Source organism: Shewanella litorisediminis (genome assembly GCF_016834455.1).
GTDB classification, from domain to species: domain Bacteria; phylum Pseudomonadota; class Gammaproteobacteria; order Enterobacterales; family Shewanellaceae; genus Shewanella; species Shewanella litorisediminis.
In genome coordinates, this window is the sequence record NZ_CP069213.1 from 4,060,602 (window position 1) to 4,082,418 (window position 21,817).

The following is a 21,817-nucleotide window of genomic DNA, read 5'->3' on the forward strand; positions in this document are numbered from 1 at the left end:
AAGTGACACAAGGTTCACAGGCACATATCCATATCGACACCCATGGCACGGGTAAAAACCTGGTTATTCTCCATGGCTGGGGCATGAACGCGGCAGTGTTCACGCCCCTCAAGGGTGCCTTTCCGGAGTATAGGCTGCACTGTCCTGACTTGCCGGGATTCGGTCATAGCACGATGGCGGGTGACACACTTGATCATTGGGTCGATACCCTGATGCAGGCGCTGCCAGAGCAGATGGTACTTGCTGGCTGGTCACTCGGCGGCCTGGTGGCGACCAGAGCCGCGCTGCGTTATCCCGACAGGGTAAATGCGCTGATAACGATAGCCTCATCCCCCTGCTTTATGGCCCGGGATGACGAAAGCTGGCCCGGCATTCCACCTCAGGTGCTATCACAATTTGGCGCAGAACTTGGCAAAGATCTGGCCAAAACCATAGAGCGATTTCTCGCTATTCAGGCCATGGGCAGCGATACGGCAAGGGAAGATATCAAACGCCTGCGGGATCTGGTTCTGTCACGCCCCCTGCCGCAACAAGCGGCGCTGGATCAGGGACTGACCATGCTGAAAGACGTGGATTTACGCCCTGAGCTGACCAACCTCAGTCAGCCCTGGTTGAGGGTGTGGGGGCGCCTCGATGGACTTGTGCCCAAACGGGTCATGCCGGCCATGCCAAGCCCGGCCGGCGCCTGCGAGGACCTGATGATCGCCAAAGCGTCCCATGCCCCGTTCTTTTCCCACCCCACAGAATTTGTGACCGGTGTGAAAGACTGGCTCTCCCGGCTTTAATCCGCCTTCACAAGAGGTTATTATTTAACCAGCCTATTTTTGGAGTGCGCCATGCTGGTTGTGACCAACTACCCTCAAGTGCCCTTAGCAACTACCAATGTTGCGACGGACAGCGCTCGGGCAGAAAACCAGCAGCGCCCGCCCATAGTGCCGCCACCCCAGCTGACCAAGGGGCACGAAGAAAGGGCCTTTAATCCGCAAAACGAGCGCACTGCCGACGAGCCTCAGGTTCAGGCCAAGCTGCAAAAACGGGTAGAAGAAAGGCACCAGCAACAACACCAGCAGCAACAGCATAAGGACGCCGAGCAGCAATCACAGCAGGCATTGCCGCGGCCGCTGAAACGTCCCGCCAAAACCGCCGCAGCACTCAGTCGCGGCGACCTCAGGGTAAAAAGCCAGACGCAGGAGCCGAGGCACCCAATGGGGAGCAAGACGGCATATCCTGAGGCCGGGCGACCCGACAGCTTTTATCGCGCCATCGCATCCCACGTTGACAGCTTTTATCATCACACCAGCGAGCCCCAGGCAGACAGCACTCTCTCTGCCTGGGTGTGATCACTCCTGCCTGAATAACCCCTTCTGATAGGCAAGGCTGCCCCACAGTGCCCATGCCAATGCGGTTTTTTGCATACTCTTGGGCTGCGGGCTTGGCAGCAAGCTACCATTCTCAGCCTGGTAGGTAAAACCCTCTGGCTCTCGCTCGGGCTGCAGGATCACCAAATCCTGACCGCGCATATAGGCAAAGTTCTTGTCGTACTGCATCAGCGCCCGCCCCGGCCAGTCATCTGGCATCCGGGTCAGATCTTTCCCCAGCATGGGGTAGCGGCCGGAAGCACCGATAAGCGATAACAGGGTCGGGGCCAGATCGATTTGGCTCACGACTCGCGTGTCGCGCTTCGGCGCGACGCCATCTGCAATGATAAGCCCCGGAATGCGGAAACGATTCACCGGCACCAGATTGGCACCGCCTACACGACTGTCGTGATCCGCCACCACCAAAAATACCGTGTCTTTCCAATACTCGGCATTTTTGGCGAGCTTGAAGAATTCACCAATGGCGAAATCGGCATACTTGGCAGCGTTATTACGGGTTTGCTTTGGCTGCTCATAGAGTTCGATGCGATCGTCGGGAAACTCGAAGGGATCGTGATTGCTCGAGCTGAACACCAGACTGAAGAAAGGCGTACCCTGTTGATGCATGCGCTTGAATTCACTGTCGGCGCGGCGCATCAAATCTTCATCCGAGACTCCCCAGCTGCCCACGAAGGCCGGATCCTGGTAGTCATCCTGGTCGACAATACGGCCAAAGCCATTGCCCAGGAAAAAGCTGCGCATATTGTCAAAGTGGCTCTCGCCGCCGTAGATGAATGAGGTGTCGTAGCCCTTACGGCGTAAGAAGTCTGCGATGGTGAAAAAGCCATGCTGGCTCTTGCCCAGTTTGACCACGGCCCTGGCGGGAGTAGGGGTAAAGCCCGTAGTCACGGCCTCGATGCCACGCACCGAGCGGGTGCCCGTGGCAAAGAGATTATCGAAGTACCAGCCTTCCTCTGAGAGAGCATCAAGATTTGGGGTTAGCGGCAAACCGCCAAGACTGCCCACGAAGCGGGCCCCAAGGCTTTCCTGCAAAATGATCACCAGATTGCGGGGTTTTCCCTGATAAGAGGCCGGATTGTCCGACAGGCTTGGCAAAGTGTCTGAAACGAAACTCTCGGCAGTTCTGCCGCTGTCTTCACGCACAGCGGCGATAATTTCTTCGTCCGTCAATTGACCATACATTTTGGCGGCGTTTTCTTCCTGGCCCATTTGGGTAATGGCAAACACCAGTGAATAGGCCGAATTCACCGTGAGCGAATTCACCAGAGGATCGTCACAAAAGGCCACCATGGCCGGATTCAGTGGCCTGTGTCCCAGGGTAGAACGCGCGCCCATCAGGGTGACTGCAATCACCAGGAGTGCAAACACCGGCCGCCAGTACCAACGCGGATAAACCAGGTGCCGGGAAAGACGCCCGGATAAATGCCAGCCCCCCATCAGAATGCCGGCGGAGGCCAGCAGGCCAAACACCAACTCCAGGGGTCTGCCACTCCAGAGCATGGACAACACTTCTTTGGGATAAATCAGGTATTCCACATAGAGGCGATTGGGGCGAATGCCGTATTCCTCGATGAAAGAAGGTGTGGAAAGTTCAAGGAACAGCATCAGCCACAAACCAAGCACCAGCCAGGCTCTGAGCAGCACCAGCCACACACGACCTATGGCGTGATTACCGGCAAAAATCACTGTGCCCAGGGCGGCAATGCCCCACAGCCAACACAGGGTCGCCAAATCGACCCGCGCCCCCTGCAGCAACATGTGGGTCCATCCCTCAGCCGCTGTAACCCTGTCACTCTGCCACAGACCAAGTCCAATCCGACTTGCCGTCAGGGCAACCATGGCCACCAGGCCAAAAATAGCTATCATCCGCCAGATGCTTTGTGGCGGTTTTGTGCTTGTCATTGTGTTACTCCAAATTCCCGCTCTTATTGGCGGTGTGTCATACGCAGGTTGCATGATACAGTTCGACAACAAAAGCCTGTAAAAGATTCACACAATTTTTCGATTTGATCGCAAAGAACAAAAAACGCGGCCAGAGCCGCGTTTTTTATGGATTGAAGCTAATGCTTACTTTTTCAATTTAGCGAAAGCGTCCGCAAACGCATTGCCCATGGCGGCATTGATGGCCTGCGGCTTCTGGGGTTTGGACTGTGGCTTGGCGCCCTTGGGCTGGGTTGCTCTGGCAGCTGGCGCGCTCTTACCCTTGCCGGCCTGCGCTGGTTGAGGTTTCTCATCGAGTCGCATCGACAGGCCGATGCGCTTGCGCTCAACGTCCACTTCCATCACTTTCACCTTCACCACATCACCGGCTTTCACCACGGTATGGGGGTCGCTGACAAACTTGTCCGACAGCGAAGAGATGTGTACCAGACCGTCCTGATGCACGCCCACATCCACAAAGGCACCGAAGTTGGTCACGTTGGTCACCACGCCTTCGAGGATCATCTCCAATTGGAGGTCACGAATTTCAGTCACCCCCTCTTTAAAATGCGCCGTCTTGAACTCACCACGGGGGTCGCGGCCGGGTTTGTCCAGTTCCGTGAGGATGTCGGTCACCGTGGGTAAACCAAAGGCGTCAGTCACAAAATCTTCAGCTTTCAGGGAGCGGATAAGCTCGGTGTTACCAATCAGATTGGCCAGCGGCACTGCGCGGGTTTGGGCGATACCTTCCACCAGAGAATAGGCCTCGGGGTGCACTGCCGACGCATCGAGTGGGTTATCACCTTCCCGGATACGCAAGAAGCCGGCGGCCTGCTCAAAGGCCTTGGGACCCAGTCTCGGCACCTTGAGCAACTCTTTGCGGCTCTTGAACTGACCATGTTCATCACGGTAGTCCACCAGATTCCTGGCGAGGGTCTTGTTCAGGCCGGACACCTGGCTTAGCAGGGGCACAGAGGCCATGTTCACGTCCACACCCACGCTGTTTACGCAGTCTTCAACCACGGCTTCCAGCGACTGAGACAGTTGGCTCTGGCTAACATCATGTTGATACTGGCCGACACCGATGGACTTGGGCTCAATCTTCACCAGCTCCGCCAGCGGGTCCTGCAAACGGCGGGCTATGGACACGGCGCCGCGAATAGACACATCCAAATCGGGGAATTCATTGGCAGCCAGCTCAGACGCTGAATACACAGACGCGCCCGCTTCGCTCACCATCACCTTGGTCAGTGTTGGGTGATTCTCTTTTACGGCGGCAATCAATTCGGCTGCCAGCTTATCGGTTTCCCGTGAGGCGGTGCCATTGCCCACGGCAATCAGCTCCACCTTGTGCATGCTCACCAGGTTAGCCAGGGTACGCAGGGACTTGTCCCATTGATTTTGAGGCTCGTGAGGGAAAATCGTGGTGTGAGCCACCAGCTTTCCGGTGTCGTTCACCACCGCCACCTTCACGCCGGTTCTCAATCCCGGATCCAGCCCCATGGTTGCCTTGGAGCCCGCCGGTGCCGCCATCAGCAGATCGTGCAGGTTACGGGCAAATACCTTGATGGCATCGTCCTCGGCCTGTTCACGCAAGCGGGAAATAAACTCGGTTTCCATCTGCAGTGCGACCTTGATGCGCCAAGTGCCTGTGACCACTGTCTTAAGCCACTTGTCGGCGTCGCTGTTGCCGAGGGTCAAACCCAGATGGTTGGCGATAATAACCTCGCAGTAACTGCCACTGCCGGGCTCAGAGTCCGGGTCAGCATTCATGCTCAGGCTGAGGATACCCTCATTGCGGCCACGCAACATGGCCAGCGCCCTGTGGGATGGCACCCTGGACAGCAGCTCGCTGTGTTCAAAGTAATCCCGGAATTTGGCACCTTCTTTTTCTTTGCCTTCAATCACCTTGCTTTGCAGCACGGCCACGCCCGACAGGTGTTCACGCACCTTGCGAATAAGCTCGGCATCTTCGGCAAAACGCTCCATCAGAATGTAGCGGGCACCGTCTAGCACGGCGCGGCTGTCGGCAAAGCCGGCCTCGGCGTTGATAAAGGCGGCGGCTTCCGCCTCGGGGCTTGCAGGCCGCTGTTGCAGCAACAGGTTCGCCAGCGGCTCGATACCGGCTTCAATGGCAATCTGTCCCTTGGTGCGACGTTTGGGTTTGTAGGGCAAATAGAGATCTTCAAGGCGGGTTTTGCTGTCAGCACCCAGAATAGCGGCCTTGAGTTCGGGGCTCAGCTTACCCTGAGCGTCGATGGAGGAGAGGATCACGTCCCGGCGGTCGTTCAGCTCACGCAAATAACCAAGACGGCTGTGCAGAGTACGCAGTTGGGTGTCATCCAGCCCCCCTGTCACTTCTTTACGGTAACGGGCCACAAAGGGAACCGTGGCGCCGTCATCCAGCAGGGCGATGGTTGCAGTGACCTGCGCCTCACGAACATTCAGTTCCTCGGCTATGATCCGCGCAATATTCGATGTCATCTGTTTTACTCGTACGTCTTAAGTGTCAATAAACACATGAAAGGATCGGCTGTGGCCAAAGAGTATCACGGCCACCCCTTAGTTTCATGCCGGGTGGTCATTGATGCCTGGAATGGCTGACGACCTAAGCTTCCATGCCATCAAAGGGTTGATAGCGAATCTCGTTGATAAACCATTCTTTTCGTCCCGAAGGGGTTTGCACCACCACCTCATCATCCACCTGTTTGCCGATAAGGGCCCGGGCCATGGGTGAATCTATGGTGATGTAGCCTTTCTTGGTGTCTATCTCGTCTTTACCCACAATCCGATAGCGCACCACAGCACCTTCATCGTTTTCCAGCTCCACCCAGGCACCGAAGAAGACCTTGCCTTCCTGCTGGGGGGAGTAATCAACGATTTTCAGCACTTCAAGACGTTTGATGAGATAGCGCACCCGGCTGTCTATTTGCCGGAGCAGGCGCTTGTTGTAGGTGTAATCGGCGTTCTCGGAACGATCGCCCTGGGCCGCAGCTTCCTGCACCTTGAGGGTGATTTCGGGTCGGTATTCCTTCCACAGGTACTTGAGCTCTTTGTCCAGAGCTTCCCAGCCCTTGCGGGTAATCAGATGGGCTTTTTCTGTCATGGATATCTTGGATGGCCAACAAATCTTGAGACAGGGTTCCAGAACCTTGCCCGGCTTTCAAGCCCTGTATCGCTCAAGCGGGCAAAACCCCCGGATTTGTAGCAAAAGCGTGAATGCCAGCCGCTATCACTGCCCCGCGTCGGTAACAGATTTGGCCGCAGGCAGGCTGGGTACAGCTTCTGCTGATTGTGCCTGGTCTTGCAACGTTACCTGTGCCTCAGACTTTTCCTTCACATCAGGTGTGTCATCGCGCTCTGACAAGGCAGGCAAGCGCTTAAGGGCGGCAATATTGTGCACGGGAACCGTGATGGGGAGGCTCTGGTTATCGGCCAATACGAATGCAAAACGGGAAGATACGCTGATGAGGGCAACAGACTCGAGCCGCACCAGGGCATGGCCTGCCACCGTCAGTGGATAGTTCAAATCCAGCTGGTAGCGCAAAGCCTTGCCGGACTCCAGGCGATTCGCCTCCTGCCATGCTGCGACTGTGGCGTAGATAAACAGCGGTGTGACCAAAAATACCGCTGCGACCTTGTAGAGACGCATGCTGTAGAAGGGCCGCCAGCTGTTATACCAAAGGGGATTATCCACGGCCATAAACCACTGCGGATAGCGCTTGGAGATCCGGGTTACAAGGCCGATAAAAGCGAGAAATCCCGCGAGGGCAATATAGATGCTGGGGTTGGCGATAAAGGCCATCAGAAAATCTGTCAGCTCAAGATAAGCCAGAACCGGAATATCAAACCGGCTGTGCAGCACCGCCATATACACCAGTCCCGCCAGGCTGCAGGCAAAGTAACAGACACTGAAGATCACCCCCGGATTGGCCTTGAAATAGGCCTGCAACGCACGTTTATCCTGGATGAACTCGTCAAAATATTCCCGATCGTTGCCTATCTGTCTTGGTGTCGTCCCTGTGTTCATGGTGCGCAGATTCCTTTGTCCGGGCCAGTAAAATCGCTGAAACCAGCCATACTACACAATTAACTTAAAAATAATTAACGAAAATAACCAGATGCCATTCCCTATTGCCGTAGCCCACCCAGTCACAGGCGTTTATCGAATGTTACAAAGTCCCGGGTGCTTTTTGTGGACAAAGTGGCTAAATTTAGGATATTCGGTCACTTTTTCGGTTAATATTCCGCAAACTTGCGTGCCAATTTGAGGGGAAGGATACATGGGACAGGAAACCTCCAAGATTCTGGTCGTTGATGATGATATGAGACTCAGAGCCCTGCTGGAGCGCTATCTGGTAGAGCAGGGATTTCAGGTCAGAGCAGCCGCCAATGCCGAACAAATGGACCGGCTGCTGGAACGCGAGAATTTTCATTTGCTGGTATTGGACTTGATGCTGCCCGGTGAGGATGGCCTGTCCATTTGCCGGCGCCTGCGCCAGACAGGCAGCCCCTTGCCCATCATCATGCTCACCGCCAAGGGCGATGAAGTCGACCGCATTATCGGCCTGGAACTGGGCGCCGACGACTACCTGCCCAAACCCTTTAACCCACGGGAACTGCTGGCCCGCATCAAAGCCGTGATGCGCCGTCAAACCCAGGAAATTCCCGGCGCGCCTGCCCAACAGGAAGAAGAAGTGGGGTTTGGCGAGTTTCATCTCAATCTGGCCACCCGCGAAATGTACCGGGGTGACGAGTCCATTTCGCTCACCAGCGGTGAATTTGCCGTCCTCAAGGTATTGGTGACTCACCCACGTGAGCCCCTCTCCCGGGATAAACTGATGAATCTGGCCCGTGGCCGCGATTACTCGGCACTGGAGCGCTCCATCGACGTGCAGGTGTCCCGCCTCCGGCGTCTGATTGAAAAAGATCCTGCCAATCCAAGGTATATCCAAACCGTGTGGGGCCTGGGTTATGTGTTTGTCCCCGACGGCAGCGCCCGTCGTTAAGCCCGGGGACTGACCATGAAACTTCGCTGGTGGCAGCGGTTGCTGCCCCGCAGCGCCTTCAGTCAAACCGTGATGCTGATCGGTTGTTTGCTGTTGATTAATCAGCTTTTTTCCTATGTTTCTGTGGCGCTTTACGTCATCAAACCCAGCTATCAGCAAATCAACCAGCTCATTGCCCGGCAAATCAACTTTCTGTTTACCGAAGAAGCGGTCATTGGCCGCGAATACCTCAGTCTGGTGGATGCCCTCAATGCCAAGGTCGGCGACGACAGCATGCATGTCTTCAACCAAAAGCAGGCCAGGGAAGCCGGAATAGACAACGCCACTTACTACGGGTTGCTGTCGAATCAAATGTCTGAGTACCTCGGCGGCAACGCCGAAGTGCGCATTACCCAGGGTGAGACAGTGCAGATCTGGATCCGTCCACCGCAGGCGCCCAGCGTGTGGATCCGGGTTCCCCTGTCGAGTTTCAACGAACTGGAGATGTCGCTGCTGACCCTGTATCTGATGGTCATAGGTGCGCTCAGTGTGGCCGGTGGTTGGCTGTTTGCCCGCCGTCAGAGCAAGCCCCTCAAGGCATTGCAAAAGGCCGCCATCAATGTGTCGCGGGGAGAATACCCCGAAGCCATTCCACCGGCCGGTTCCAGCGAAATTGTGGAAGTGACCCACGCCTTCAACCAGATGGCCCACAGTATGAGGATGCTGGAACAGGACAGGGCATTGATGATGGCAGGGATTTCCCACGACCTGCGCACTCCCCTGACCCGCATTCGTCTTGCCTCTGAAATGATGGTGGATGAAGACGCCTACCTCAGAGATGGCATCATCGCCGACATCGATGACATGAACGCCATCATCAATCAATTCATCGCCTATATACGTCAGGATCAGGAAGCCGTCTGGGAAAAAGCAGATATCAATCAGTTGGTCAGCGAATACGCCCAGGCCGAGTCCAAACGTGATGGGGTGATTGAACTGGCGCTCGGCCCCTGCAAGCCCATTCCGGTTCAGGTCATCGCCATCAAACGGGTACTGGGCAATCTGGTGGAAAACGCCTTCCGCTACGGGCGTGGCTGGATACGCATCTCGACCCGGATGGACAAATCCTCACTGGTGCTGACCGTGGAGGATAACGGCCCCGGCATTCCGGTAGATCAAATTCCCAAACTTTTTCAACCCTTTACCCAGGGCGATATGGCCCGGGGCAGTCTGGGCTCCGGTCTGGGGCTGGCCATTATCAAACGTATTGTCGACAGACATCAGGGTAAGGTGAAGCTCAGCAACCGCACAGAAGGTGGCCTGAAAGCCCAGGTATTTTTACCGCTGGAGTAAGCCGGCTTCATAAAATTGTCATCCAATCGTCATAAGCTGATGAAAATCGGCCATAAACGTGAACCTGGATGAAAATCTCGACCCTGTCTCTGGGCGCATCTGCCCTGCTGTTGGTACTGGCAAGCCTGATGGCAGCCACCCTGTTGTGGACCAGTGATCAGCGTCAGCAATTGGAGTTTCAAACCAGCGAACTCAATCGACTTCAGCAGAGCTTTGTCATCGATGTCAGGCGCTTACTGGAATCATACCTCACCAGTGGCGATGCCAGCCGTTTGGAGGCTGCCCGCCATCAATTGGCCGAAATGAGCTCATCCCTGGCGGTATTTGAACCTTCCCAGGCCGAGTCGCTGGCCAACAGACTAAGCACCTTTGGCAGCGAACTCGACGGCAAATACCGCGCAGCAGGCAAACTGGCCGGTAACCCGCGCCAATTGCTGTCCCACGCCGAGACGGAGCTGCTCGACTTTAACCGCTTATTGGCCGCTTATGCCCGAGAAGGCCTGCCAGGCTCGCCCGACAAGGCAAGCCAACTTCTTGCCCTGACCGCCGAACTGCCTCCTCTGGTTTATGCCCTGTCCCAGCAAACCCAGGGTTATCTTATCGACAGAGACGCCCGTTTGAAGGGTATTCTGGATTCGAGTCTGGACTCCCTTGAGCAATGGCGCGCCACACTCAGCAACGCACCTTTACTGGGGCTGCTTGAGACCATAGATGAAGATTCACTGATGCCCGGCGAAGTGCCTCCGCCTGCACAGGACAGGGCCGAAGCCCTGATTGCCGAGCTCGACAGTCTCAGCGGCCGCTATCGCCGCGAAATCGACAATACCCACCAGCTGCTGACCGACAACCAACAGACCCAGGCGGCACTGCGCTCTGCCATCGCCGATACCGAAAGCCTGTTGTTAACCATGGTTGACGAACAGTATCAGCGCAGCCAACACCTGAAGCAGCAAATGCAGCTCATTCTCTATGCCATGGCAGCGACACTGGCCATCTATGCCTTCTTCTATCTGGTGATACAGCAAAGACGGGTAGTCACGCCCCTCAAACGGCTCAACCAGGCCTTTATGCAGCTCACTGAGACCGGACAGCGGCAGCAGTTGGATGTCCGCAGCCGCTGTGAAACCGGCCAGATAGCCGGCCACTTTAATCGTCTGTTGCAACGCTTCGAGGTGGAAGACGAGGCCCAGCGGCACAGGATCAGCGGAATTTCAGCCACCCTCGACCAGCTCAGACGCCAAATCGCCGACATGGCCAACAGTGCCGAGGCCACGGGTGAGATTGTCACCCAGGCGCGGGAACGCACTGAAGAGTTGAGAATGCTGGCCAGTGAAGTCAGCGACAACTCCACCCGGGTGGCCAGCGACGCCAACACCACGGTGGAGCGCATGACGCAAAGTCAGGCGGGTGCGGAAGAAATGCTGAGCGCCATCAAGGAAACCCGAGGCGCGGTAGAAGACTGCAACGGTTCGCTGCTGAGCCTGAATGGTTCCGTGAGCAAGGTGGCGGGCATCATAGACGTGATTGGCAACATTGCCGAACAAACCAATCTGCTGGCCCTCAATGCTGCCATCGAGGCCGCCCGGGCCGGTGAGCAGGGACGCGGTTTTGCCGTGGTGGCCGATGAGGTACGCAGCCTGTCCCAGCGCACCCAGGTCTCGCTCAAGGAAATCCAGAATATTCTGGGCGAACTCAAGGGCGCCAGCGATCAATTGGCGCTGCGGGTGGATGGCATAGACTCAGCCACGGGAACACAGCAACAAAAAGCCAGTCAGCTTTGGGAAGCGGCCGAGGCCGTGCGGGAACATGCAGGAGTGATGGCGGGCACCGCCGAAGAAGGGTTGAACAATGCCAGAGCCCAGATGCGCTGCCTGGAGGCATTTAACGATGCCATGACGGCCCTGCTGACCCAATCGAGTCAGGCGGTCAACGAGAGCCAGGCCATTGCCGCCGAAGTTGCCACCCAGGTCTCCGCCATTGAGGAGGCGCTGAGCGGCAAGGTACAGGCTTAAGCCAGACCCGGCTTACAGAGCGGCCAATACCACTTCGGCTTTGCTCACCTCGAAGGCTTTGGGCGCTTCAACATTCAGTAGGGTTACCACGCCATTGTCTACCACCATGGCGTAGCGCTGTGAACGCACGCCGCCAAATGCCCCGGTTTCCATGGTCAGGCCCAATGCCTGGGTAAACTGGCCATCACCATCGGCCAGCATCTTAATCTCAGCGGCGTTCTGGGCGTCACCCCAGGCCTTCATCACAAAGGCATCATTCACGGAAATGCAGGCGATAAAGTCGATACCTTTGGCCTTTATCTCGTCGGCCAGCACCACATAACCGGGCAGGTGAGCCGCTGAGCAGGTAGGGGTAAAGGCGCCGGGAACCGCAAATACCACGGCTTTTTTGCCGGCAAACAGGCTTTGCACATCATGGTTAACCATGCCATCGGCGGTGAGTTCAGCCAGTTGGCCTGGGGGCAGGGGTTGACCTGTCGTGATCATATTCGTCTCCAGAGAAGGGTTGTTTACGCCATGCTACTCCCTTTAAGGCATGACAAACACCGAGAAAAAGCAGGGGCAAAAAACACAAACGGCACCCTTGGGTGCCGTTTGTTACCGATAGACCCTCAGGCCATCATTCTCCCTTTTCAGGAGACTTATGCCCTGCCTGGTTACAGGCATAGGGGTCAACACATGTTGCCGTTTCTCGCTCGCTGCGATAAGCCGACAGGCTCTTGGCATCACCCACCTGCTGGGCAACAGCCTGGCGAAGCAGAGGCTGCATGCCTTCAAGGTTAGTGTCCTGCAGTGTGCCGTTGATATCCTGATAAGTAAGCCAGGCGGCATACGCGAGAATGGCATAGCAAATCTGCCGTTTCATGACAATATCCTTCAATTATTCCGATCTGTTACTCAGGAATAGATTCAGCTCTATTCACGGCGAATTTTGTTCAAAAAAATCAGTACTTTCAATAGCAGTTTTTTTGACCAGTCAAAAATATGACGAAATAGATTGTGCGCAATATATTAATGGCTTCTTATACAACCAGTTACAAAATCAGATACGTTAAAGAGCACAAAAAATTTTTTTATATTTTTTTTCAGGCATGCTATTCCTGCTGGTTGTAAAAACACCAGAGGGCCCATTCCAAGCGGGACAGGGCCGCAGGCGAGGCGATTTTTTTACTCGAAAAAGGAAGAAACACGATGACACCGGAGCAATTGGTACAGGGGCAACTGGAGGCCTATAACGCCCATGATCTGGACGCTTTTTTACGCTTCTTCAGTGAAAAGGTGGCCGTTATCCGCCCACCGGCGTCCAAACCTGTATTGCAGGGTAAGGCTGAATTTGCCGAGTTTTATCGCAAGGAACGTTTTTGTGTCCCCTCCATGCAGCAGTCAGCAATCGCATGGTGCTGGGAAATAAAGTGATAGACCATGAACACATCACAGGGCTTGGCCCAGAGCCTTTTGAAGTCGCCGTGGTGTATGAAATTCGCGACGGTCTTATCCAAACCCTGTGGAGTTTCGGCGCCGACAACATTCAGGGGATAGCCGGCAATGACTGATTTCAGGGTTAGCTGGGTGCTTACCGACATGAACATGTCTGTTATCCATGGCTTCTTGCAGCATTCCTATTGGGCGAAAGGGATCCCGGAAGCGACGTTACGCCGCGCCCTTGAAAACAGCCTGTGTTTCGGGCTGTTCTGCGCTGACGAGCAAATCGGCTTTGCGCGTATGATCACCGATAAGGCCACCTTCGCGTATTTGGCCGATGTGTTTGTGCTGGAAAGCCACCGCGGACGCGGCGGCTCGAAAGTGCTGATGCAGGCCGTGATGGCGCATCCTGAACTTGCCGGTCTGAGACGTATGATGCTGGCCACCAGCGATGCCCATGGTCTGTATCGTCAGTTTGGTTTTACCGATTTGGGCAACCCGGGGATCATGATGGAGATACACCGCCCGAACGTATACCAGCTCTGATCCGTTCGACCTCATGACGAATTTCGGCCACGTATCTGTCGTCGTAGCCCAGACGTTCAAATTCTTCGAGGCAGGCCAGGTACATATCCAGCCTGCGCTCGGCGGACAATGTCGGTAAAAAAAGAAAGTCCATTTTCTACATCACATCCATGTGATCACTCGGCATAGGTTGAAGTCGGCAGTTTAGAGCAAAATCTCCACTTTCAGGGGGGAACTCGCTTCAGTCGTGAGTAGGATTGATTTAAAAAGTTAAAATTTACAATGGATTAGACAGAGCTCATTGGATATTGCCTTGCCCTTATGGTCGATATCGCACAGGGATTGGCGCAGGAGCTTACGCAGAGATAAGCTACACGCCACAACGCATTGATTTTAATAAACTTACAACATATCGACCGGTTAAAAACCAAGGACATCCCATGCTCACAGCCCCCCAACTTAAGGCGACGCGCCTGGCGCTGCGCCCACTGTCCCAACAAGATCTGGCTGCGTTCACCCTCTACCGCCAACAGCCAGAGGTGGCACGCTATCAAAGCTGGTCTGACTATGACTTGGGCAAGGCCGAAGCTTTGCTGAACGCACAGCTGGGCGGTACATTCGGCGCAGCCGATTCCTGGTATCAAATGGCCATTGTCGATAAAGACACAGATGCACTGCTGGGAGACCTGGCGCTGCATTTTATTGACGATAGCCAGCTGGAAATCGGTTTTACCCTCGCCCCACAACATCAGGGCCATGGCCTGGCAAAGGAAGCCGTGGCTTGTCTGCTGGATTGGTATTTGCTCCAATGCTCAGGGCACAGGGTTACGGCTGTCTGTGACGTGGAAAATCTGTCCAGTTGGCGGCTACTGGAAGCACTCGGCTTCAGACGTGAGGCCCACTGGATTGAGAATACCTTCTTCAAAGGCGCCTGGGGCTCTGAGTATCAATACGCCATGCTCGCCCGGGAATGGCGTCAGCTCAGACAATGATGGCTTCAAGATTAAGATCCGATTTTGCAATCACGTGATCAAGCCATGCTGAGGATGATGACAGGGGTATTCTGGTTAAGGCGGCCCTGCAGCACGACATCGGCAAGCGACACCTAACCTATTCAGCTAAAGACAAGCAGGCTGGATGAGCTGAAATTGGTCACCATGCAGCAGCACGCGGCCCCTGGACTCATCCTTAAAGAATGGGGCAGCCACTTCGCTCCCGAGTTGATTGATACCTTAATGGAAACAGAGAGCGACCTCAGAGAAATCGCCAAAAAACGCAACGGCGATTGACGACCCGCTTTGCAGCCCCGCCAAGGGCGGTTACCATCAGTCCATGACAGTTTCCGGAACCTCGCCATGGCCAATGTTTTACTGGTAGCCAACCTCAACTGTGACCGCATCTTGCTGCTGGATAAGCCCCTGACCAGCGGCGGGCGCTTTCATTATCACGATGGTGGCCAGCGCCTGGGGGGCGGCGGCGCCAACACCGGCCTCGGGCTGGTATGGGCCGGACACAGGGTAGCCCTGGTCAGTCAGGTAGGCAGAGACAAGGTAGGCGACTGGCTGCTCGCCGAAACCAGCACCGCCGGTATCGATTGCCACCTCATTTCGCGCCGCCCCGGCAATACCTGTGAGATGTTGTTGATGATGACGCCAAACGGCGATCGCACCATCATTCGCCCCCAGAGACCCATTTTTGAGCTGCCGGCTCCGCCTCGGTGGCAGCGCTGGGACGTACTCTATATCAACTCGTCCGCAGAAGGGGCCGTCAGCTGGGCCAAAACGGCGCTGGAGCACTGCCTGGTGGTTGGGCAACTGGCCAAGGACGAGCGCCAGCGACCCTGCCATATCCTCATTACTTCGGCATCGGATCTCGCCGGCAGGGCTTCCGGTGACCTGTGGCAATATGCCAAAGGCATCGCCGGTGACAGCCTGCAACATTTCATCGTGACCGATGGCGCCAAAGGAGCCACGGCCTACAGCGAAACCGGTTTGCTGCATGTGGCTGCCAGACCCGCTAACGTGGTGGATACCACAGGGGCTGGTGATGTGTATGCGGCGGGACTGATCCATGGCCTGGTATCCGGGTTCAACCTGCAACAAGCCATGGAAGAGGCCGCCATTTGGGCGGCGATTGCGGTGGAAAGTGAAAGCTCTACCCCGGGTGAAGCACTCAAAGATCATCTGGCGGAAAAAGAATCAGAATGTCATACAACTGCAACCAAGGCGCCCTAATATAAGCCCCGTGAGATGCATGATTTTGGGTTTGCGCTCCTGAACTTCCCATTTGTCAGTTGTTTGCTCGTTATGTCGCCCCGTCCCCCGAACGGGGCTTTTTTTTGCGCAAAGATTGGCCTATGCCGCACAGGTGTTTTAGGATTCCCCAATATCCATACTCAATCCCGCCGCCGGCACTCTGGAGCCCATGCCCTCTGCATCCTGCCTTGCCCTGACCCCTAGATTGGGATTACGCCGCTTCACAGCCGATGATGCGACGAATTTTTACGCCTTGAACCGGGATGCTGAGGTACTCAAATACACGGGGGATCTGCCCTTTGAGAGCCCCGAGGCGGCCCGGGATTTTATCCTGGGCTATCAACATTACCGTGACCACGGCTTTGGCCGCTGGGCGATACAACTTCATTCAGGCGAGTTCATCGGCTTTTGCGGTTTGAAACAGCATGGGGATGCCAGTGTCGACCTGGGCTTCAGGTTAATGCGCAGGTATTGGGGCCGGGGGTTGGCAACCGAGGCAGCCAGAGCCGCCATGATACTGGCCACTGACAAGTATGCCCTGACTGAGCTGATTGCCCGCGCCATGGCGGGTAACGGCGCCAGTATCACCCTGCTCGGCCGGCTCGGCTTTACGTCGGATCCCACCCTGGATGCCCCACCCTGGCTGGGCTTTGCCGCCAATCTGACTCAAGGCGCCCTTGTGGATGACTTGGCGCTGTGGCGCACCACTGTTACTCTGACGCCCTGAACAGGGATTAGGTCCACAGCACAGGGGAACGCCTCATTGTCCGGCACATTCATCAGCAAATCTGCCCTCTATCGCGGCGCAGACAGTAGCCAACTCGGCCAGATATCCAGTGGTATTGCACACAAACGCCGTGAAGCAATACTGCAGGTTACGTCAGAAGGTATTGTGGGCGATGCCCAGGTGGATACCCGCCACCATGGCGGTCCTGACCGCGCCGTGCATCATTTTCCCCGGGAACATTACGGTGAGTATCGCCGAAGGGATATGTTCAGGGGTTTTGTGGATGCCCCTGCCATGGGCGAGAACGTCAGCACCGTTGGCCTGACGGAAGAAACACTGCACATCGGCGACATACTGAGCTTTGGCAGCACTGTGCTGCAGGTGTCTCAGCCCCGCTCTCCCTGTTTTAAGCTGGATTTACGCTTTGCCTACCCAGGCTTTGCGCTGGTGATGCAAACGCTGGGTAAAAGCGGCTGGTTTTACCGTGTGCTGGAGCCCGGCGAAATCACAGAAACCGACACGCTAAAGCTTAAGGAACGCCTGTCCGACATCAGTGTGGCAAACGCCATGTGTTGGTATTTTGCCGCCGAGTTTACTGAAACGAACTATCGGCGATTGCTGGCTTGCCCGGGCCTCGCTCAAAGCTGGCGAAACAGCCTGGAAAAACGCCTTGCCAGTGGCAAGATTGAAGACTGGCGCCCACGCTTGATGGGCCCGGGAAGTCCAGCCTGACGTCATTGAGCGGCTGAGCGGCACACTCGGCGCAGAGCCCTCGATAATTTTGAAGCACGCGGTTACCCAAAACAAAAAGCCCGGCAATGCCGGGCTTCTTTATCGCGTTAGCGCGATATTAATCCACGTAAGTGGTGTCCCAGTCGCCATAGTTGGCATCGCCGGCGTAAATGGTCAGCGGCAGATCGCCAAACACACTGCGGATGCTCTCGGCTACCGTGTTGGCCACGTCGGCCACACTGCCCTGACCGGAGAAGAAGCTCACAGACACATGGTAGCGATCGTTGTAATAGGCAATCAGCAAATCCCAACCATTTTCGATTTCCTGATTGGCAAGGGCTTCATCCAGCGCTTCGAACTTGTCTTCATCGGCCTGAAAGCGAAATTCGATACAGGTTTCAGCCCAGGGGCCCAGCGCCAGCTTCTTCAGGTGACGAGCCTTGTGGTGGGATTTAACTTGTGGTCTTTCCAGCTCCGGGACGGCGATCACTGACATGGTATTTCCTCTGATTTAGCGCCGCGACAGGGCGCCGATGATTGCATTAGACCCGGGCAGGTTACGCCACTCTGGCCCGGGTCGCAAGCGCTTGTATCCGGCGCTGCGACGCCGGTGCTCAAGGCGACTTGATTACACCTTAAAGCGAGCCACAAGCTGATCGAGGCGAGTAGCAAGGGCGTTGAGGTCTTTGCTCGCACGGGCCGCAGCCTGTGCCGTTGCCGCGGTGCGCTGGGTGATATCGTTAATTTCGGTCACATTGCGGTTGATATCCTCTACCACGGTCGATTGCTCTTCTGTCGCGGCGGCCACCTGAATATTCATGTCGCTGATAAGCCCAATCTGATCCGAAATGCCGCTCAGGGTATTGCTGGCTTCATCCACCGCCGACACCCCTTCCTGGGAGCGGCTGCGGCTCTGGGACATGGCATTGACGGCCCTGGCCGATTCGGATTGCAACTTGTCTATCATCACCTGCACCTCATCGGTAGAGGCTGCCGTGCGGGATGCCAGGTTGCGCACTTCGTCGGCCACCACGGCAAAACCACGACCGGCTTCCCCGGCCCGGGCGGCCTCAATGGCGGCGTTGAGCGCCAGCAGGTTGGTTTGCTCTGAAATGGCGCGGATCACATCCAGAATACTGCCAATGGACTTGGTGTGGGTGGCCAGAGATTCAATCACCTCACCCACCTGAGACACATCTTTGGAGAGCTGATTGATGGTATCCCGGGCCTTGGTCACCACTTGCTGACCCGAACCCGAGGCGCGGTCCGCATCCTTGGCGGCTTCGGCTGCCTGGGCCGCATTGGCGGCAATTTCATTGACTGTGGCGCCCATCTCGTTGATGGCGGTCACCACCTGCATGGTGCGATCTTTCTGATCCTGACTGTCTTCCAGTGTCTGCTGTGCCTGACGAGACACATCGATGGCCGACTTTCCGAGCTGCTCGCTGGTTTGGGCCACTTCAACCACAGAGTCCTGTATTTTACTGATGAAGCTGTTAAAGCCGCTGGCAAGCTGCGCCAGTTCATCTTCACCCTGCACAGGCAAACGCTGGCGCAAGTCCCCCTCGCCTTCGCCTATGTCGCGGAACATACGGGCAACGGCAGCGATGGGCTTACTGACACTGGAGGCCACGAAGCCCGACAACACGACAAAGGCCAGTGCAATTAACAGGGTAGAAAATAGAATTTTCAACGCGGCTTCATCCAGCAGGGCAAACACTTCGGCCTCCGGCACCTGAGCCACCAAATACCAATCGATGGAGGGCAAATAGCTGCTGGCCACCATCATGGGCTGGCCGTCCACTTCCACTTCCATGTAGTTGAAATCGGCCTTGGACAACAAGCTGCCGCTTTTACCATACAAAGAGTTGAGGGTGGCCTTACGGATTTTGCCGGGATCTGAGTGCAGCTGCACTTCGCCCTTGGCATCGACCAGATAGACAAAGCCGGACTCTTCCAGCTTAAAAGACTTGAGCCGCTGCACCATGGCATCCAATGACTTGGCCAGCCCGGCAAGGCCGCGGCCATTGAGCTGCTGATAGTTGATAAACAGCTTCACTTCACCGTTGGCTTCGGTAAACACATTCAGGCTTTGCTGCACACCGCTGCTGCGGTAGTCGAAAAACCAACCGTCCTGCTCAGGGGTTAACACCCGCAAAAAGCCACTTTGGGTATAGTAGGCGCCGGTTTCCCGGTCGGCATAGGAGGCCTGCGCCAGCTGGTATTGACTGGCAACATCCTGCAACTGGGCCACCACTCTGGACTCATCTTCCTCAGGACGGCCCTGCTCCAGCCATTTACCCAACATGCGGCTGTCGGCCAGCTGCTTGGCAGCGTTGAGCAGGCTTACCATGTCTTTTTCGAGCTCGTTACGAATGCTCAGCATTTTGGCCGGCATTTCTGAGCCCAGCATACGCTGCTCCACCACATCCCTGGCGCTGCGCTGTCCCAACACCCCAACCGCGACGGTGGAAAGGATGACCGCCAGTGAGACTGTGAGCAAAATCTTTTGTTTGATGGTAAGCATGTTTAAGTTCATTGCCTTACTCTTCCTGAAGATGAGGAAATAGGGATAAATACTCACTATGCAGTATTGACCCTAATAAGCGTTTTTTCCGCTTGGATCAGAAATAAAGCATAAAAAGTAATAACGCCGCGCATTGCTGTGACAAAGGGGCAAACAGTGGGCACTGAAGAAAAGATGTACTTATGATTTTTAGGCGGCGAATTATGGCGAAATATTGGGCACCCCGCAATTGCCTGATGTAAAAAAGCCGGAGAATTTCTTCTCCGGCCAATGAGTTGCTTACTTACATATTGGGATAGTTGGGGCCGCCGGAGCCCTCGGGAGTCACCCAGGTAATGTTCTGGCTGGGATCCTTGATATCACAGGTCTTGCAGTGGATGCAGTTTTGGCCGTTGATGACAAACTTCTTTTCACCCGCTTCTTCGACCACTTCATATACGCCAGCCGGACAGTAACGCTGCGCCGGCTCGTCAAACTTGGGCAGGTTAACCGCCAGCGGAATAGCGGCATCCTTGAGGCGCAGATGACAGGGCTGATCTTCTTCATGGAAGGTGTTGGACAGGTAAACGGAAGAGAGCTTGTCGAAGCTCAATTTGCCATCTGCCTTGGGGTAGTCGATTTTGGGATAATCGCTCGCCAGCCCCATTTGCGCGTGATCCACTTTGTCGTCACGCAGGGTAATGGGCAACTTACCGCCAAAGAGGTTCTGGTCGATAAAGTTGAAGGCGCCGCCCAGGAAGGTACCGAACTTGTGCATGGCCGGACCAAAGTTACGGGAGCGGTGCAGCTCGTCACCGAGCCAGCTGTGCTCAAAGCGCTCCTGGAAGCAATCCAGATCCTTACCCCCTTCAACCCCAACAAACAGGGCTTCCGCCAGGGTTTCCGCCGCGACTATGCCACTCTTCATGGCAGTATGGGTGCCTTTAATCTTGGCAAAGTTCAGGGTGCCGGCGTCACAGCCAATCAAAAGGCCACCGGGGAAACTCATCTTGGGCAGAGAGTTCAGACCACCCTTGGTAATGGCACGGGCGCCGTAAGAAATACGCTCGCCGCCTTCCAGATACTGGGCAATCACAGGATGGGTCTTGTAACGCTGGAACTCATCGAAGGGGCTCAGGTGCGGATTTTGGTAATTCAGGTCGATGATGAGGCCAACCACCACCTGGTTGTCTTCCATATGATAGAGGAAGCCGCCACCGGATGACTTGGACTCGGTCAATGGCCAGCCACCGGTATGCACTACCAGACCCGGCGTGTGCTTGCCTTCGGGTACTTTCCACAGTTCTTTGAAGCCTAAACCGTAGTGTTGCGGGGTCTTGCCGTTGTCCAGATGAAACTTTTCAATCAGTTGCTTACCCAGATGGCCACGACAGCCTTCCGCGAAGACGGTGTATTTGGCGTGCAGCTCCATACCGGGCATAAAGCTGTCTTTGGGCTCGCCATTGGCGCCAATACCCATATCACCGATAAGGATGCCTTTAACGCTGCCATCGTCATTGAACAGGAGTTCGCTGGCGGCAAAGCCCGGGAAGATTTCTACGCCCAACTCTTCGGCGCGACCGCCCAGCCAGCGCACCAGGTTGCCCACACTGATGATGTAGTTGCCTTCATTGTGCATGGTTTTGGGCACTATGGCGTTGGGCATCAGTTTGCCGTCATGGGGGGACTTGAGCAGATGGATTTCATCATGGGTCACGGCGGTGTTAAGCGGTGCGCCCGTTTCGCGCCAGTCAGGAAACAGCTCGTCAAGCACGTTGGGCTCAAACACGGCACCCGATAAAATATGCGCACCAACCTCTGAGCCTTTTTCGACCACGCAAACGGTCAATTCCTTTTCTGCATCACGGCTAATCTGCATTAAGCGGCAGGCTGTTGCCAATCCGGCAGGACCTGCACCCACGATAACAACATCGAACTCCATGAATTCGCGTTCCATCTTTCACCTCATTCCTGTACTTGTGCCCCCGATGTAAACGG

22 protein-coding genes are annotated in these 21,817 nt (G+C 55.7%); 13 read left to right on the forward strand and 9 right to left on the reverse strand.

Going from position 1 to position 21,817, the window contains the following annotated elements:
- Positions 1 to 2: 2 nt before the first annotated feature.
- Both bioH and JQC75_RS18035 read left to right on the forward strand, forming a co-directional pair.
- Positions 3 to 785 (forward strand): pimeloyl-ACP methyl ester esterase BioH, encoded by a 783-nt coding sequence (bioH, locus tag JQC75_RS18030; RefSeq protein ID WP_203325388.1) that lies wholly within the window; start codon positions 3 to 5, stop codon positions 783 to 785.
- A 51-nt stretch (positions 786 to 836) separates the two neighbouring features.
- A complete protein-coding gene (locus JQC75_RS18035) occupies positions 837 to 1,340 on the forward strand; it encodes a hypothetical protein (RefSeq protein ID WP_203325389.1) in 504 nt (167 codons plus the stop codon).
- Here JQC75_RS18035 and JQC75_RS18040 read toward each other — a convergent pair whose 3' ends face one another.
- The 4 genes from JQC75_RS18040 to JQC75_RS18055 all read right to left on the reverse strand — a co-directional run bounded on the left by JQC75_RS18040 (position 1,341) and on the right by JQC75_RS18055 (position 7,329).
- Positions 1,341 to 3,281: an LTA synthase family protein gene (locus JQC75_RS18040; RefSeq protein WP_203325390.1), complete on the reverse strand. Its 1,941-nt coding sequence runs from the start codon at positions 3,279 to 3,281 to the stop codon at positions 1,341 to 1,343.
- 165 nt (positions 3,282 to 3,446) lie between these two features.
- Complete coding sequence (locus JQC75_RS18045) at positions 3,447 to 5,783, reverse strand: Tex family protein (RefSeq protein WP_203325391.1); 2,337 nt, start codon at positions 5,781 to 5,783, stop codon at positions 3,447 to 3,449.
- Between the two features lie 124 nt (positions 5,784 to 5,907).
- Positions 5,908 to 6,405, reverse strand: coding sequence for a transcription elongation factor GreB (gene greB, locus JQC75_RS18050; protein ID WP_011761615.1), 498 nt, complete (start codon positions 6,403 to 6,405; stop codon positions 5,908 to 5,910).
- A gap of 126 nt (positions 6,406 to 6,531) precedes the next feature.
- On the reverse strand, positions 6,532 to 7,329 hold the full coding sequence (locus JQC75_RS18055) for a hypothetical protein (RefSeq protein WP_203325392.1): 798 nt from the start codon (positions 7,327 to 7,329) through the stop codon (positions 6,532 to 6,534).
- Positions 7,330 to 7,582: 253 nt separating this feature from the next.
- On the opposite strand from JQC75_RS18055, the gene ompR reads away from it, so the two are divergent.
- From ompR to JQC75_RS18070, 3 genes are all read left to right on the forward strand, one after another.
- Positions 7,583 to 8,308 (forward strand): osmolarity response regulator transcription factor OmpR, encoded by a 726-nt coding sequence (ompR, locus tag JQC75_RS18060; protein ID WP_203325393.1) that lies wholly within the window; start codon positions 7,583 to 7,585, stop codon positions 8,306 to 8,308.
- A gap of 15 nt (positions 8,309 to 8,323) precedes the next feature.
- Positions 8,324 to 9,640 (forward strand): two-component system sensor histidine kinase EnvZ, encoded by a 1,317-nt coding sequence (gene envZ / locus JQC75_RS18065; protein WP_203325394.1) that lies wholly within the window; start codon positions 8,324 to 8,326, stop codon positions 9,638 to 9,640.
- 68 nt (positions 9,641 to 9,708) lie between these two features.
- A complete protein-coding gene (locus JQC75_RS18070) occupies positions 9,709 to 11,652 on the forward strand; it encodes a methyl-accepting chemotaxis protein (RefSeq protein ID WP_203325395.1) in 1,944 nt (647 codons plus the stop codon).
- A 12-nt stretch (positions 11,653 to 11,664) separates the two neighbouring features.
- Here the strand turns inward: JQC75_RS18070 and JQC75_RS18075 are convergent, their stop codons facing one another.
- Both JQC75_RS18075 and JQC75_RS18080 read right to left on the reverse strand, forming a co-directional pair.
- Positions 11,665 to 12,138: a peroxiredoxin gene (locus JQC75_RS18075; RefSeq protein WP_203325396.1), complete on the reverse strand. Its 474-nt coding sequence runs from the start codon at positions 12,136 to 12,138 to the stop codon at positions 11,665 to 11,667.
- A 133-nt stretch (positions 12,139 to 12,271) separates the two neighbouring features.
- A complete protein-coding gene (locus JQC75_RS18080) occupies positions 12,272 to 12,517 on the reverse strand; it encodes a hypothetical protein (RefSeq protein WP_203325397.1) in 246 nt (81 codons plus the stop codon).
- 326 nt (positions 12,518 to 12,843) lie between these two features.
- On the opposite strand from JQC75_RS18080, the gene JQC75_RS18955 reads away from it, so the two are divergent.
- The 8 genes from JQC75_RS18955 to JQC75_RS18110 all read left to right on the forward strand — a co-directional run bounded on the left by JQC75_RS18955 (position 12,844) and on the right by JQC75_RS18110 (position 17,313).
- Positions 12,844 to 13,068 carry a nuclear transport factor 2 family protein gene (locus JQC75_RS18955; protein ID WP_239002045.1) on the forward strand — a complete coding sequence of 75 codons (225 nt, stop codon included), beginning with the start codon at positions 12,844 to 12,846 and terminating at the stop codon, positions 13,066 to 13,068.
- Positions 13,065 to 13,205 (forward strand): hypothetical protein, encoded by a 141-nt coding sequence (locus tag JQC75_RS18960; protein ID WP_239002046.1) that lies wholly within the window; start codon positions 13,065 to 13,067, stop codon positions 13,203 to 13,205. The genes JQC75_RS18955 and JQC75_RS18960 overlap by 4 nt, the downstream gene beginning before the upstream one ends.
- Entirely contained in the window at positions 13,198 to 13,620 is a 423-nt protein-coding gene (locus JQC75_RS18090; RefSeq protein ID WP_203325398.1) for a GNAT family N-acetyltransferase, read from the forward strand. Before JQC75_RS18960 ends, JQC75_RS18090 begins: the two co-directional genes overlap by 8 nt.
- A gap of 419 nt (positions 13,621 to 14,039) precedes the next feature.
- Complete coding sequence (locus JQC75_RS18095) at positions 14,040 to 14,591, forward strand: GNAT family N-acetyltransferase (protein ID WP_203325399.1); 552 nt, start codon at positions 14,040 to 14,042, stop codon at positions 14,589 to 14,591.
- 165 nt (positions 14,592 to 14,756) lie between these two features.
- Complete coding sequence (locus tag JQC75_RS19015; RefSeq protein WP_275403199.1) at positions 14,757 to 14,888, forward strand: hypothetical protein; 132 nt, start codon at positions 14,757 to 14,759, stop codon at positions 14,886 to 14,888.
- A gap of 66 nt (positions 14,889 to 14,954) precedes the next feature.
- The gene (locus JQC75_RS18100) at positions 14,955 to 15,833 is read left to right on the forward strand and encodes a PfkB family carbohydrate kinase (protein ID WP_203325400.1); all 879 of its coding nucleotides are present in this window, start codon (positions 14,955 to 14,957) and stop codon (positions 15,831 to 15,833) included.
- Between the two features lie 190 nt (positions 15,834 to 16,023).
- Complete coding sequence (locus tag JQC75_RS18105; RefSeq protein WP_203325401.1) at positions 16,024 to 16,581, forward strand: GNAT family N-acetyltransferase; 558 nt, start codon at positions 16,024 to 16,026, stop codon at positions 16,579 to 16,581.
- A 36-nt stretch (positions 16,582 to 16,617) separates the two neighbouring features.
- Complete coding sequence (locus tag JQC75_RS18110) at positions 16,618 to 17,313, forward strand: MOSC domain-containing protein (RefSeq protein WP_203325402.1); 696 nt, start codon at positions 16,618 to 16,620, stop codon at positions 17,311 to 17,313.
- A gap of 118 nt (positions 17,314 to 17,431) precedes the next feature.
- Here the strand turns inward: JQC75_RS18110 and JQC75_RS18115 are convergent, their stop codons facing one another.
- The 3 genes from JQC75_RS18115 to JQC75_RS18125 all read right to left on the reverse strand — a co-directional run bounded on the left by JQC75_RS18115 (position 17,432) and on the right by JQC75_RS18125 (position 21,776).
- Positions 17,432 to 17,809: a hypothetical protein gene (locus JQC75_RS18115; RefSeq protein WP_203325403.1), complete on the reverse strand. Its 378-nt coding sequence runs from the start codon at positions 17,807 to 17,809 to the stop codon at positions 17,432 to 17,434.
- Between the two features lie 132 nt (positions 17,810 to 17,941).
- Complete coding sequence (locus tag JQC75_RS18120) at positions 17,942 to 19,852, reverse strand: methyl-accepting chemotaxis protein (protein ID WP_203325404.1); 1,911 nt, start codon at positions 19,850 to 19,852, stop codon at positions 17,942 to 17,944.
- A 271-nt stretch (positions 19,853 to 20,123) separates the two neighbouring features.
- Positions 20,124 to 21,776 carry an electron transfer flavoprotein-ubiquinone oxidoreductase gene (locus tag JQC75_RS18125; protein WP_203325405.1) on the reverse strand — a complete coding sequence of 551 codons (1,653 nt, stop codon included), beginning with the start codon at positions 21,774 to 21,776 and terminating at the stop codon, positions 20,124 to 20,126.
- Positions 21,777 to 21,817: the final 41 nt, after the last annotated feature.

Bases quoted from the DNA above. Each gene is read 5' to 3' on its own strand.
- JQC75_RS18090 (WP_203325398.1), top strand. From the start codon at position 13,198: ATGACTGATTTCAGGGTTAGCTGGGTGCTTACCGACATGAACATGTCT.
- JQC75_RS18095 (WP_203325399.1), top strand. From the start codon at position 14,040: ATGCTCACAGCCCCCCAACTTAAGGCGACGCGCCTGGCGCTGCGCCCA.
- envZ (WP_203325394.1), top strand. From the start codon at position 8,324: ATGAAACTTCGCTGGTGGCAGCGGTTGCTGCCCCGCAGCGCCTTCAGT.
- JQC75_RS18040 (WP_203325390.1), bottom strand. From the start codon at position 3,281: ATGACAAGCACAAAACCGCCACAAAGCATCTGGCGGATGATAGCTATT.
- JQC75_RS18070 (WP_203325395.1), top strand. From the start codon at position 9,709: ATGAAAATCTCGACCCTGTCTCTGGGCGCATCTGCCCTGCTGTTGGTA.
- JQC75_RS19015 (WP_275403199.1), top strand. From the start codon at position 14,757: ATGCAGCAGCACGCGGCCCCTGGACTCATCCTTAAAGAATGGGGCAGC.
- JQC75_RS18035 (WP_203325389.1), top strand. From the start codon at position 837: ATGCTGGTTGTGACCAACTACCCTCAAGTGCCCTTAGCAACTACCAAT.
- JQC75_RS18080 (WP_203325397.1), bottom strand. From the start codon at position 12,517: ATGAAACGGCAGATTTGCTATGCCATTCTCGCGTATGCCGCCTGGCTT.
- JQC75_RS18105 (WP_203325401.1), top strand. From the start codon at position 16,024: ATGCCCTCTGCATCCTGCCTTGCCCTGACCCCTAGATTGGGATTACGC.
- JQC75_RS18100 (WP_203325400.1), top strand. From the start codon at position 14,955: ATGGCCAATGTTTTACTGGTAGCCAACCTCAACTGTGACCGCATCTTG.
- JQC75_RS18120 (WP_203325404.1), bottom strand. From the start codon at position 19,852: ATGAACTTAAACATGCTTACCATCAAACAAAAGATTTTGCTCACAGTC.
- greB (WP_011761615.1), bottom strand. From the start codon at position 6,405: ATGACAGAAAAAGCCCATCTGATTACCCGCAAGGGCTGGGAAGCTCTG.
- JQC75_RS18115 (WP_203325403.1), bottom strand. From the start codon at position 17,809: ATGTCAGTGATCGCCGTCCCGGAGCTGGAAAGACCACAAGTTAAATCC.
- JQC75_RS18055 (WP_203325392.1), bottom strand. From the start codon at position 7,329: ATGAACACAGGGACGACACCAAGACAGATAGGCAACGATCGGGAATAT.
- JQC75_RS18125 (WP_203325405.1), bottom strand. From the start codon at position 21,776: ATGGAACGCGAATTCATGGAGTTCGATGTTGTTATCGTGGGTGCAGGT.
- JQC75_RS18045 (WP_203325391.1), bottom strand. From the start codon at position 5,783: ATGACATCGAATATTGCGCGGATCATAGCCGAGGAACTGAATGTTCGT.
- JQC75_RS18075 (WP_203325396.1), bottom strand. From the start codon at position 12,138: ATGATCACGACAGGTCAACCCCTGCCCCCAGGCCAACTGGCTGAACTC.
- JQC75_RS18955 (WP_239002045.1), top strand. From the start codon at position 12,844: ATGACACCGGAGCAATTGGTACAGGGGCAACTGGAGGCCTATAACGCC.
- ompR (WP_203325393.1), top strand. From the start codon at position 7,583: ATGGGACAGGAAACCTCCAAGATTCTGGTCGTTGATGATGATATGAGA.